Below are 13,472 nucleotides of genomic sequence, written 5' to 3' on the forward strand. Positions count from 1 at the left end.
ATTCTGTGGTTGACCATCAAGGTATTAGGGTTTGGAGACCAAACCCCTACAGTTATAATGAAAATTCCTCCTGAATTCTGACTCCTGAGTCCTGACTCCTAAAATTAAGCAATACTCCCTCGCTTCCGAGTCTCCTTATAAGAAGTTCCCACATTTTTCAAACCTGCTTTAATCATTTCCTGCTCCAACAAAGCAAAGAAACTTGCTCGATCGCCTCCCCTAACCACCGCTTGATTATGAGCTTCTGCTAATACCACCGGATAACCATAACCTTTCTGCACTTGAGCTAACATCATTCCTAACACTAACTCCAAGATTTCTTCATCTTCAGCCACCCATTCCGGCATATCAATTCTGGCAACTTCCGTACCAACATTCACATAACAAAAATAGATAGTATTATCCCCATATAAATCCAAAATTCTAGCAGAAGATTGCCATAAAGGGCTCCTTTCTCCAGGCTGTAATATTGAACCCCAAAATATTACATCTCGCAACGGTTCAAATGACTGACAAGGTGCTTTTTCCGTAAAACCAAATCCTCCTAACCCGACATTAGGACAATAACTAATACAGTCAGGTTCATCATAAATACAACCCTTTAAACGTAAAAAAGACAAACTTTCATTACTGCGAGAAGCACTCAAATAACCAATCAAAGGAATGCCAGCCAATTTTAATTTATTCCAAGCATCTAAAATAGGATTTAAAATTTTATCCCGTGCTTCAGAAGGCAAAGATTCTAAGAACCAATAAATTAACGAACCATCAACCATAGCTAATATTGGCGAACCTAAATTATCAGAATTATTTTTCACCCATTCACAACCTAATTCTGCCAAAACCAAAGCCTCAGAAATAGTCCGTCGATAACCCATCCATTCTTCAGTTTTAATTCCCCATTGTCGAGAAATATAAAGGTCATCTGCTTGATAAAAAATTTCTGGGATACTATCTAAAAGCGGATAAATACTTTCCCCATAATGCAACATTACTCGCCCAATATTTAACAAATAACAATAAGCAATTTCATGGTGACTTGGAGCTATTTGAGAACCATCCGTAGCAAATACCGTATGATTTTTAGGAGGCAGATTAATCAGAGGGTAAGTATCTAAAGATTCTATAGGAACAGCAGGATTAAAAAGTAAGCGATCGCTCCAACTTTCCTCTAATTCTAATAATTCTTCTTGTTCATTTTTTGCCTCTGCCAATAATTGTTGAGCTATCTCTAATCTATTTTGAGCAGCCAGAGCTTCTTTTGTCAGATGTTGACTCATCCCTTGCATTTGTTGTGCTAGTTTTGTTAGGTCTAGCATAGTTTTAATTTCCTAATTTTTAGAGTATTAAGTTAGAAGGAAGAAGGAAAAAGGAATAAGGTAAGAAGGAATCAATCTTCTTTATTTTTCAGATAATTCAGAAAGAGAATTAAGTTAGAAGGAAGAAGGAATAAGGAAAAAGGAATAAGGTAAGAAGGAATCAATCTTCTTTTTTTTTCAGATAATTCAGAAAGAGAATTAAGTTAGAAGGAAGAAGGAATAAGGAAAAAGGAATAAGGTAAGAAGGAATCAATCTTCTTTTTTTTCAGATAATTCAGAAAGAGAATTAAGTTAGAAGGAAGAAGGAATAAGCAAGAAGGGAAAAAGGAATCAATCTTCTTTTTTTTCAGAAAGAGAAATAAATATACTAGAAAAATATTATTTCCGATGTTTCAGTTTTTTCCTTAATGTTCAACCAGCCTTACTCCTTCCTCCCTGAGTCAAATTATAGCGGTTTTGACTCATGTTGACTACAAAACTTCTTCCTTCTTGCTTTTTAGAATTGCTATATTTCCTAAATTTGAATTTTTTTCCGAACCTTTTTCCTTCTTCCTTCTTCCTTTTTCCTTCCATTAGGATTGCTATATTTACCTAAATTTGAATTTTTTTCCGAACCTTCTTCCTTCTTCCTTCCATTAGGATTGCTATATTTCCTAAATTTGAGTTTTTTCGGAACCTTCTTACTTCTTACTTCTTCCTTCTTCCTTCCATACAGAAAAATCCTGACAAAACTGAGCAGAAGATAATAAACCAATAGGTGGATGTTGATATACAGAATCTCGTTCTTTCTGAGTATTGTAACCCCAGTCAGCCAAAAATAATTCTACCTCTTTTAAATCTGATTGTTTTTGTACCGATAGTAAAGTTTTCAACCTATCTTCAACAAACCAAATAATTGCACCTTCACCTAAGTCTGCCAATAAAATTTTCAGAGTTTCATATTTCGGACGTTTACATTCTTTACCAATAATATTTGCTTCCGGTAAATTAACACCTTGTTTTTGTAATAGGGAACGAACAAACCTTCCCTCCTTAGTTGTTACAATAAAAAGTTTAACCTCCGATACCATTAACTCTTTTACCTTTTCCACAACCCCTGGATAAAATTCATGTAAAGACAACCACCCTTCTAAATCTTTTGCTATCCATTCATCCCTAGTACGATCTAAACAAGTACCTATTTCTGCTCTATCTAGATTTTCCTCAATAACAATCTTTTCAGCGATCGCTTGCCATTCCTGAAAAATACTTTCCTCTTCTATACCTAATATTAAAGCTCGAATTAAAACAGGCATTTCCCAACCAATTTCAATGACAGGACGTAACCGATAAAATTTTTCTGCTAAATCATTATTAGGTACTTCATCCGATGCTTGCCAAATTTGACAGTAGGTACGCCAAGCTGTTTGAAAATATTCAATCAACCCATTGCATAAAACGCCATCAAAGTCAAGAGCTATAAGATTAGGAGTTTTTGTTGGCATAATCATTTCAGTTATCAATTATCAGTTGTTGTCAGTTAAGACAACTATCTCTATCATTTTCCCTCTTTTTTCACAATTTATAACAATTGAAGCAAAGGGCGCGGACATTTCTCAATTATTAAACATGGAGTAGGGAGTAGGGAGTAGGGAGTAAGAGAAAGAATTGATGACTTATACGCAATAATTGATTTGATTATTGATTATCACGCATAAGTCTATTAAGTAGCGTTATACCCGTTCTCCTTTCTTCCTTCTCCCTTCTTCCTTCTTCCTTCCATTTTAGATATTGCATTTTTTAACAAAAGTATCCTTTTTGCTTTAAGTATGGTTAGAATAACTACAGGTTTATTAAAATTTAAGAATTATTTTTGTCAGAAGGCCAAAAAGTCAAAAGTAGTGGTTCTAAATTATGTATGGATAAACCAATTTTAATGATGGAGAAGTAAAATTATGAGTACAAATGGAACTATGACAGAAACTAATAAAACTACTGATACTAGCACCAAACCTAACACTCAAAGTAGTCAGCCAACAAAATTGGAGCAAGGTTCTCAACAACGCACCACTTTACAAGTAGAAACCAAACCAGTACAAGAAAAGCAAGCAGAAGAGGCTCAAGAGTCTGGAAAATTAGCCTTACCTGGAAATCGTCCTATTGGTACAACTCATCTTAAGTATACTAGAACAATTTCCAATCGTCCGATAGTTTCAACTGGTCTTAAAGTTGACCATACAATGTCTGCTTCTGGGATTCGTCCAGTAGTAGTTAGTGGATTAGAGGTTCATGGTACAATTACTGCTTCTGGAGTTCGTCCAATTGGTACTAATCATCTAGAAGTTAGTCAAACTTTGATGAATCGTCCAGTTGCTTCTAATCAGATTGATAGTGAAGGTTTGATGGGTTTTTTAGATTAGAATTTAACCATTAATCTAATTTGAGAAAGCGTGTCTAAAGATTCTTAATTTGATGTGTTTGTCAAAATTTAGACTATTTTGGCAAACTAACTATAAGTTTATGCCAAAGGTAAATATAGGTACAATATAGCACTTCCCAAAAAGCGTGAGGTACAAAGTTTTTTAACTTTAGGACTTAGGAGACTGGAGTTAAATATAAGATGTATTAGGTGTACTTTATGACTATGGGAAATGCTATCAATTATCTTTGGCTAGAATAGTTATTGGCAATGATTTGTCTGAATAATACCCAAATTATATTGTTATTATTTTGCTTTTTTATGGATAGTTTTTTTACAGTTAGGTTAAGATACTATTCTTATCTCCTCTCCTAAATTTAATACTTAATCGTCGAATCAAAAAAGTCTATATATATTAATTAATCAAAGAGAATTAATTGTATATTCGATATTCAGATTAACTAGGTAAACAAAATTATTTTTATATCTACTGCTCAAATAAACAACTATATTTTCTATTTACTGTTCCTAGTATCCCATGTTCATTCCTGAAAAATGTTAGATGAATTTTTCACAGGTAGTAATGTTATTTGAATTAGATTAGCAGTCTTAAATAATTTATAAAAATTGAGAAATAGATCAAAAAAGTGAAAGCTTTATCTATTTTTTCCAAAATGATTCAGATGCTTGATACAGGATTAAAATCAAACCACTCTATAGTGTTTTCAAATGAGATGTCAATCTAGATGGAGGTTTCTTCTAATAAAAAAGTGCTGTCTTGAGTATTTTATCTCCTGATTTTACTACTATTTAATGCTGTTTTTCCTTCTTTACTATTCCCTCCATACCTTTTTTATAGGACTCGGTTTCCATATCCCAAATAAAAACGCTATATAATTATATTAGTAATTTGTTAGACATAAAAATAAAATTGAGAATTATGAGTAATTATTCTACTAAATTTCATCCATATAACTTCAAACTTTTCTACCTCATAGCAATATTCAGTATAGTTATTGCAATTAGTGGTTGTAATTCTTCTGCTCAATTAACAAATAATCTAACAAACCCAGAATTAGAAAAACAAGTTTTACAGATTATTCGTGATAATCCAGAAGTAATAATTGAATCAGTACAAGCTTATCAACAAGAACAACAGCAACAAAAACAAGCTAGTCAACAAGAAATACTACAACAGTTTAAAAATAATCCTCAACAAGAAATTGGAGACTCTCCAACTTTTGGTTCTACTGCTCAAAAAATTGTACTATTTGAGTTCTCTGATTTTCAATGCCCTTTTTGTGCCAAAGCACAGGGAAGCCTTAAAGAGTTTATGGATAAGCATCAAGATAGAGTAACTTTAGTATTTAAACATTTACCTTTAACAAGAATTCATCCTCAAGCAATTCCAGCAGCAAAAGCATCTTGGGCAGCTCAACAACAAGGAAAATTTTGGGAATATCACGATGCTTTATTTGAACAACAAGATAAATTAGGAGAAGAATTATATTTAGAGATTGCTAATAATTTAGGTTTAGATATAGAAAAATTTAATAGCGATCGTAAATCTGAAGCAGCAACTACTTCAATTGAAAAAGATGTTAAATTAGCTCAAAAAATTGGTGTTTCTGGTACACCATTTTTTGTGATGAATGGAGAAACTTTTTCTGGTGCAGTAAAACTATCTCAAATGGAGGAAACTTTAGCTAAAGTTAGTCAATAAATTTAAGTCTAGAAAGAATTAAAATTGAATTGTTGTAGGAAGGAATAAGGAAGAAGAAAAAATGGTGGAACAATATCATGGATAAGCAATCCGCGCTTATGTTGTAATATTTTATCGTAGGGGTTTGGTCTCCAAACCCAAGCAAAGATATAATATTTTTAGGACTTATGTAGAGACCAGATATAGCGTCATAAACTATAACGTTATAGTTTTTAAACTCTATATATAGTTCCTCGGCGTAATTCCTGATTTGATCATAGGAGTTTGGTCTTCCAACCTAAGCCAAAATAGGATATATAGCGTCATAAACTATAACGTTATAGTTTTTACACTCTATATATAGTTCCTTGGCGTAATTCCTGATTTGATCATAGGGGTTTGATCTTCCAACCTCAGCAAAAATAGGATATATGGCGTCATAAACTATAACGTTATAGTTTTTAAACTCTATATATAGTTCCTTGGCGTAATTCCTGATTTGATCATAGGGGGTTTGGTCTTCCAACCTAAGCAAAAATAGGATTTGCAAGACTAAACACTTACCGGAAAATTAGATATAAAGCTCTCCATTCATGAAGAAAAAGCGGTCGTTTCGGAGCATTCTGTTAGGATGGGATAGATGGGTTCCCTAACCATATCCAATCGACCAAGAGAAGAAAAAATTCCTTTTAGCGAATCCTTCTATTAGAGACTGGAGAGTAAAATAATTATTAACAGAGCACGCGAAGTGACTAAAATCTAAAAGCGGTAATGCTTCAAGGGATTGAAAGAAGGTAGATAGAGAAGTATTCAGTACATATATTTCTAGATTTAATAGCGACAATATTTGCCCTTGTATTTCTTCGGACTTCCATACCTATTCCCAGTTAAGTGTTCCCTGTTCCCTATCTCCTTTTTATATTTCCTGATACATTCAATCTCTTACAGAAGAGGTAATAATTAATAATTAATAATTAATTATTAATTATCGAAAGTCTTCCTGCCTTCAAAGTGTAAGTATTCAAACGGACATAACACAAATCAATCTCAACCAAAAAAAAATTAAAAATGGATTGTAGAACCCATTTTTAATTAAAACAATTTTTTATTAAACTGTATTTGTTGTTATTAAACAGTAGCTAACTGAGGTTCAGGAACAGGACGCTTACTATTACGAATACCATTAATTGCCTCTGCATAATCATCAGCTTTAAACACAGCAGAACCTGCAACAATAGCATTAGCACCAGCTTCTAATACCTGCCAAGTATTATTAGTCTTAAGGCCACCATCAACTTCAATCCAAGGATCGAGTCCCCGCTCGTCGCACATTTGACGGAGTTGACGAATTTTAGGTAATACGCCAGGAATAAAACTCTGGCCTCCAAAACCAGGGTTTACACTCATAATCAATACTAAGTCACACAACTCTAGAACATAGTCAATTAATTCTAGAGGCGTAGAAGGATTAAGAACAACACCCGCTTGCTTACCCAACTCCTTAATTTGGCCGAGAGTTCGGTGTAAATGAGGTGAAGCATTATGTTCTGCATGAACAGATATAATATCAGCACCTGCCTTAGCAAAATCTTCAACATACTTTTCTGGTTCCACAATCATTAAGTGGACATCCAGAGGTTTTTGAGTCACAGGACGAAGTGCTTTGACGATTAATGGACCAATAGTAATGTTAGGTACAAAACGGCCATCCATTACATCAACATGAATCCAATCAGCGCCAGCTTTATCTACTGCTCGGACTTCATCTCCAAGACGGCTAAAATCTGCTGATAATATAGATGGGGCAATAACAATAGATTTATTATCGGTAGTGGTCATTAGAGTAAACGCTCTCCTACTTATTATTATGCGTTACTGTGAATTTTAACACTAATTTAATTATTTATTATCAGAATCTGTAGATGGAGACATCCTAGTTTAGTTTTTAGGTTTAATTAAGGAGGAATTTTATCCAACCATTCGTGGTAGTAATTTAAAGTTTGACCAAAATTCTGAACAACTATTTAGAATGTATGTATTTCATATATAGCATCCCATCTCTGAGTGAAATATAAAATTCATTTATTTTAGCTCAGAGGGATGTTGTATGGAACCTCAGTACAAAGTAGTAATTCCGGTTCGGTGGGAATAAAAAAGAAGAAAAACAATTGTATCTAAGTAAATTGAGAAATCAGGACTTACGCAGAGACGCTATCCGTAGGGGTAATTGATGAATTGCCCCTACGAAAAATACAATTTATAGATGTTTTGTGTAAGTCCTGAGAAATGCTATATAAAAATTAAAATCTCATTAGTTGGAAAAAAAATACTTTCTTACTAATAGAAAAGATAGATAATATAGCAGTAATATTTGAGTTGATTACTATGATATAGCTAATCACCTGTTCAATTTTCAACTGTGAATATAGGTAGGTGTACTAAATAAAAAAAATCTGCTTGAAAACTTAAATATTTTCACCAGTTCTCTTTTCCTGTTATATTTAGTATTCTCAAGATAAATGTATATTAGCTTAACCCGAAGCTCACAAATTTTAATTATGTAAATACTGGCAAAAAATTTACTTTTGGCGATAATATAAAATGTAAGCATTTATCTATTAGCAGTCAGCAGTCAGCTCCTAGCTTTTTAATGAATGAAGACAGCATTTTTTTTATTCTACTAAATTTTTAACCACACATCTGAGTTATTAACTCATATAATTTGTGGCAGTAAATTATAGATGTATCTCAAAAGCTGAAAGCTGAATGCCTACTCTAAAATAACTAAAGATGAAAAATAACGAGCAACTAGAAAATACTCAAATCAACCGTCAAGAACTATTTCTGTTAGTAACTCCAATATTAGGTTTCTTTCCCGCAATGTGGATTTTGTTTCGTCAAAAAGGTAGTCTACAACATAGAGCAGTAAGCCGATTAATTGTTACCTTAACCTTGATTTGGTTATTAGGAAATATTTTCTTGCAATTAGGAACCGAAATAGGGGAATCTGGTACTATTACCTTGTTATTAATAAATAGCCTACTAACTACTAGCTACTTCATAATTAGTTTCGGACTAATGGTTCGGATATGGAAAAGACAACCCTTATGGCTACCAGGAATTAGCCAGATAGCAGAAAAAGTGGTAGGTAAACATTTATGATTGTTAAAGATTATATTAAACTGTTCAAAACTGAAATTTTCAGCAAAATTTCTCTGACAAAAAACTTTATTTTAATATTTAGTGTGTGAGGAAACCAGTGCCCGCTAATAAATTTTTAAATTCAACCGCTAGTAAAGATTCAAAAATAGAAAATAACCAAAAACAACCTTCCCAATTTACTCCCAGACGTTGGTTTGGTTTAGGTTTAGGTTTAGCTGGAGTGGCAATGATATCTGCTACGGCAGGCGCTCTTTTAGCAGTATCTCTTTCTAGCACTCCACTAATGCAACAAAGGCTATCTCCAGAAGAAGCAGCAGTATTTTCTCAACAAGATTTGGCCAAAAGCAGTATGAGATTGCCAGAGTTAACTCGGCCTGTCAATATATTGTTACTAGGAATTAAGGTATTAACATCAGATTTAGAAGAATATCCCCAGGATGAAGACTTAGGGTATCATGCTTTGGTTAATTCTTTTAAAGGATTATCTGATACAATGCTCCTGGTTAGGTTTGACCCTAAAAATCAGAAGTTAACTTTACTTTCTATTCCCAGGGATACTCGAACTTATGTAGAGGAGCGAGGGTTAACCAAGATTAATGCTGCTAACTATTATGGTGGACCAGCCAAAAGTGCAAAAGCTGTTAGTGAACTTTTGGGTGGAGTAGGAATAGACCGTTATATTCGGGTTAATGTACAAGGTGTAGAAAAATTGATAGATGCTCTGGGTGGTGTTAAAGTTCATGTACCGAAAGACATGAAATATCAGGATGATAGTCAACACCTGTATATTAATCTTAAAGCGGGCGAACAACATCTCAATGGGGACCAGGCTCTACAATTTATGAGATTTCGCTATGATAATTTAGGGGACATTGGGCGAGTCCAACGGCAGCAACTTCTAATGCGAGCTTTTATGGAACAGTCGGTTAATGTCAAAACTCTATCCCGACTGCCAAAAATTCTTTCAGTAATTCAGTCTCATATTGATACAAATTTGAGTGTAGAGGAATTAGTGGCCTTGATGAATTTTGCTGCTAAGATTAACCGACCTGATGTACAGATGTTGATGGTGCCTGGTGAGTTTAGCGACCCTGAAAAATATAAGGCTAGTTACTGGTTGCCCGATCTGACAACTCTAGATAATATGATTGCTAAACACTTTGACTTTGGTTATGATCGCTGGGAAGTAGAAGATGTAAACTCGAACTATATTAGAGTAGCAATTCAAGACAGCACTGATAATTGGGAAACTGTTGATGAATTAGTTAGGTCTCTCAATGATTCTGGTTATTGGAATATTAAAGTTGCTAAACCCTGGAGTAAACCTTTAGAGGTAACTCGAATTATTGCTCAGAAAGGAGATATTGAAGCAGCAGAAGCAGTTCAAAAATCTCTTGGTTTTGGAGAAATTTTTGTGGAAAGTACGGGATATTTAAGGTCAGATGTTACTATTCAGTTAGGACAAGATTGGTTGCCAATTAAAGATGAATCTAGAGATTCACAAAATCAAAATTGGTAAAAACTATTATTGTTATTTGACTGTTGCAAATTTTGCAGTTAGGGCATTAAAGTTTGAAGATACTCAAATTTATGAGGACATTCCACTGGAATGTCTCTACCCTAACAAAGCTTTATCAAAATATTTTTAATCTTACCAGACAATTAAAATTTTTGATTTCTCAAGGTAAGCATTCAGCAGTCAGCTATTAACTTCATTACCTTTAAAAGAAGAAAAAGCAGTTAAGAGGTTTCAAAGAATTAAAAGTATGGGTAAAAGTCAATTAGTTAACCTTAATAAGTCTATCAAGCTACATCATTAATTCAAAAGGAAGAGCTGACCGCTAATAGCTGTTTGCGCAGCATTCCGCAGGAAATGCTTACTTCTCAAGACTCTAAGTTATTTGGTAAGTAAGTTCTATTGAGAGAAAGTAAAATTAATATACACCCAAGCTGAAATAACCAAGGAATCTCATTAAAAAACCACACTAATCCAATGACTCCTATACAAGGAGCCACTATTCTAGGAATGCCATCTAACGTTTTGACATCAGTATTCAAACTGACAAAGACAGCTAGAAAAAAAAGGATTAAGGGAATTATATAGCTGATATTCATTTTATTTATAGTATTTATGATTTAGTTACTATTGATTAATAGTATAACTAATAGACAAATGAGAAAACTGAGTTTTAGCTGAGGAATTGCCAAGTTTAATCTTAATTTTCGGGAACATTTAATGAAAAAATAATTTCCCATTTGACCGAATATATAGCTAATAATTAATAATTAATAATTAACAATTGAATAACCTATAGCTATAACTAAGAAAAAATTAGTTAGGAAATAGACTGATGATGAATCTTAGACAGCGGAAATGTTTTTCCAACTGTTGCCTGTTACCAGTTAAGTTTTTCCTGCTATAGTGAGATAGTCTGTTATAAATTATTAATGCTCTGGCGAGGGAAATTATTAATTGTTAAAAAATAACCCGTTCGGATGGTTGGAAACTTAATTTCTGATGCAGGCAACATGAAGATTTACTTACTACATACCACCTAAAATTTATCAAAATAACTTGTCACTAACCCCGCCTTGATTAGCAACATATTTTTAGAGAGCTGCTCACGCACCCCCGTGACAAAAACAACTTCTGACTTTTAACTTCGTTAACACGCCTAGTATTAGCTGTCCCCTAAAACCTAGCAGTTTTTACCTAACTCAGAACTAAAAATTTCTATATCAGATCTATTCATCAGTAAACTAATAATTCCAGAAATAATTCTGGTATCTTAAGTATTTAAAGAAATCGAAATAGTTAATCCAAGTTATTCAAACTAAATTACTCAAAGCTGTTAATTATGTTAGGTAAATTTTTCCGCAAACCAGAACCAGAACAAAGCGATCGCGTGCCACCTGGTCAACACTTGGCTAAAGGTTTCCCTGTATTAACTTATGGTGAGACTCCTAATATTAGTACCGACAAATGGGAATTAAAAGTATGGGGTTTAGTTAAACCAATTACCTTTAATTGGTCAGACTTAATGGCCATGCCACAAAATCACTTCACAGCAGATTTTCATTGTGTTACTCGTTGGTCAAAACTTGATGTTCAGTGGACAGGGGTAAAAGTTACAGATTTTATGAGTCACCTAGAAATAGATCCGAAAGCTGTCCATATTATGGAACATTGCTATGGAGGTTACACTACTAATATTTCTGTAGCTAACTTCCTGAGAGAAGAAAATTTCTTTGCTCACACTCTATTTGGTGAACCATTATCTGCCGATCATGGTGGTCCGATGAGGTTAGTAGTTCCTCATCTCTATGCTTGGAAAAGTGCAAAATGGATTAATGGGCTAGAATTTCTAGACAATGAAGAATTAGGTTTCTGGGAACGTAATGGTTATCACAAACGTGGTGAACCTTGGGCAGAAGAACGTTATGGATCTATTTGAAGATGGATAGTGAGTTCAATAATGGATAATTGATAATTACCTCCCCCTAAAAGGAAGAGGATTGAATAAAAGGAAAATTTTTTCTTGTTCCTCCACGGCGAGTGAGAGGCTTTAAACCTTGATTTTTCGGTAAAGTCTAATACTCAGTTTTTATCTCCTATTCCCTATTTCCTATTTCCTATTTCCTATTTCCTATTTCCTATTCCCTATTCCCTATTCCCTATTCCCTGCTATGGAAAATAATAAACCTGAAAATTATCCAGCATCTCCAGAAATTATTCCTGGGTTTTCACCTTGGCTAACTCCCTTGACTTATTTTCTTGTATGTAAGGTTCTGTTACCTTTTTATTTCAACATAAAAGTCAGGGGTAAAGAAAAACTTCCTACTAATCAAGAAGCAATTATCCTCGCGCCGACTCATCGTTCTCGGTGGGACCCTCTAATTATGGCTTATATGGTAGGTTTGGTTAGTAACCGTTACTTGCGATATATGGTTTCCCAAGAACAAACAGAGGGTTTTCAAGGTTGGTTTATTCGTCGCTTAGGTGGGTTTCCCGTCGATCGCGATAATCCAGGAATATCTAGTATTCGTCATAGTGTTAAACTTCTGAAAGAGGGGGAAATATTGGTACTATTTCCCGAAGGAAAAATATATCCTGAAGATAATGAAATTCATTTTATTCAACCAGGAGTTTCTCGTATCGCACTACAGGTAATATCTAGTGGTGCTGAACCGAATCTTAAAATTATTCCTATTAGTATTTTATACGATCATCCTGCACCTCCACCCTGGCGCTGTGGTGTACAGGTTAATATTGGCGATCCTTTAAAAGTTAAAGATTATCTTGGTAATTCTACAAAGCAAGCGGCTCAAGAACTTACTGGGAATATGGAACTTTCTCTGAAGCAATTACATAAAAAGTAGGGGAAGAAGGAGTCAGGAGTCAGGAGTCAGGAGTCAGAATCAAAGTTGGTAGGGGCGGGTTTAGCGAAAGCATTGATATTCGCCGTTAGTTAAATAAACCCGCCCCGTGTCCGGTGGTGCATGATATATGTGGGGGCGGGTTGATCTGAATAATTGCTAACACCATTAATTTAACCCGGAACCCGCCCTTACTATTCCCACATATTTTAATCATAAATAACTTCCCCTTTTCTGACTTCTAAGTTTGTATAGAACCCCTAAGCGTATCTCCGCAAAGGTAAGGGTTTTTGGCTCTTGAGTCAGTCCTCAGTCCTCAGTAGTCAGGAGATGGAGAATAAAGAAATAGAGGAAAAAGGTAGAATTTTTTTGACTTACTTCATCATCTCCCCCACTCCCCCACTCCCCTACTCTCAATCTCTAATTTTAAATAGACCCCTTCAGGGGTTCTATAGGGGCGGGGGCGGGTTGATCTGAATAATTGCTAACACCATTAATTTAACCCGGAACCCGC

At 34.3% G+C, this 13,472-nt stretch carries 9 protein-coding genes; 6 read left to right on the top strand and 3 right to left on the bottom strand.

What is annotated here, in order from left to right:
- Positions 1 to 104 precede the first annotated feature (104 nt).
- Complete coding sequence (locus ACP6PK_RS19800) at positions 105 to 1,319, bottom strand: DNA double-strand break repair nuclease NurA (protein ID WP_426561967.1); 1,215 nt, start codon at positions 1,317 to 1,319, stop codon at positions 105 to 107.
- 680 nt (positions 1,320 to 1,999) lie between these two features.
- Positions 2,000 to 2,803, bottom strand: coding sequence for an HAD family hydrolase (locus ACP6PK_RS19805; RefSeq protein ID WP_094672701.1), 804 nt, complete (start codon positions 2,801 to 2,803; stop codon positions 2,000 to 2,002).
- Positions 2,804 to 3,253: 450 nt separating this feature from the next.
- Here ACP6PK_RS19805 and ACP6PK_RS19810 point away from each other — a divergent pair, with 450 nt between their 5' ends.
- Together ACP6PK_RS19810 and ACP6PK_RS19815 are read left to right on the top strand one after the other, a co-directional pair.
- Positions 3,254 to 3,718: a hypothetical protein gene (locus ACP6PK_RS19810; RefSeq protein ID WP_426561969.1), complete on the top strand. Its 465-nt coding sequence runs from the start codon at positions 3,254 to 3,256 to the stop codon at positions 3,716 to 3,718.
- Between the two features lie 939 nt (positions 3,719 to 4,657).
- Positions 4,658 to 5,440 carry a DsbA family protein gene (locus ACP6PK_RS19815; protein WP_426561971.1) on the top strand — a complete coding sequence of 261 codons (783 nt, stop codon included), beginning with the start codon at positions 4,658 to 4,660 and terminating at the stop codon, positions 5,438 to 5,440.
- Between the two features lie 1,107 nt (positions 5,441 to 6,547).
- Here the strand turns inward: ACP6PK_RS19815 and rpe are convergent.
- Positions 6,548 to 7,258: a ribulose-phosphate 3-epimerase gene (gene rpe / locus ACP6PK_RS19820; RefSeq protein ID WP_426561973.1), complete on the bottom strand. Its 711-nt coding sequence runs from the start codon at positions 7,256 to 7,258 to the stop codon at positions 6,548 to 6,550.
- 951 nt (positions 7,259 to 8,209) lie between these two features.
- On the opposite strand from rpe, the gene ACP6PK_RS19825 reads away from it, so the two are divergent.
- The 4 genes from ACP6PK_RS19825 to ACP6PK_RS19840 all read left to right on the top strand — a co-directional run bounded on the left by ACP6PK_RS19825 (position 8,210) and on the right by ACP6PK_RS19840 (position 12,961).
- Positions 8,210 to 8,581: a hypothetical protein gene (locus tag ACP6PK_RS19825; RefSeq protein ID WP_426561975.1), complete on the top strand. Its 372-nt coding sequence runs from the start codon at positions 8,210 to 8,212 to the stop codon at positions 8,579 to 8,581.
- A 97-nt stretch (positions 8,582 to 8,678) separates the two neighbouring features.
- The gene (locus ACP6PK_RS19830; RefSeq protein ID WP_371357477.1) at positions 8,679 to 10,100 is read left to right on the top strand and encodes an LCP family protein; all 1,422 of its coding nucleotides are present in this window, start codon (positions 8,679 to 8,681) and stop codon (positions 10,098 to 10,100) included.
- 1,339 nt (positions 10,101 to 11,439) lie between these two features.
- The gene (locus ACP6PK_RS19835) at positions 11,440 to 12,036 is read left to right on the top strand and encodes a sulfite oxidase-like oxidoreductase (RefSeq protein WP_426561977.1); all 597 of its coding nucleotides are present in this window, start codon (positions 11,440 to 11,442) and stop codon (positions 12,034 to 12,036) included.
- Positions 12,037 to 12,268: 232 nt separating this feature from the next.
- Positions 12,269 to 12,961, top strand: coding sequence for a lysophospholipid acyltransferase family protein (locus tag ACP6PK_RS19840; protein WP_426561979.1), 693 nt, complete (start codon positions 12,269 to 12,271; stop codon positions 12,959 to 12,961).
- Positions 12,962 to 13,472 lie beyond the last annotated feature (511 nt).

The sequence above is a fragment of the Dapis hubbardiae BLCC-M172 genome (assembly GCF_050016015.1).
In the GTDB taxonomy this organism is placed as follows: domain Bacteria; phylum Cyanobacteriota; class Cyanobacteriia; order Cyanobacteriales; family Microcoleaceae; genus Trichodesmium.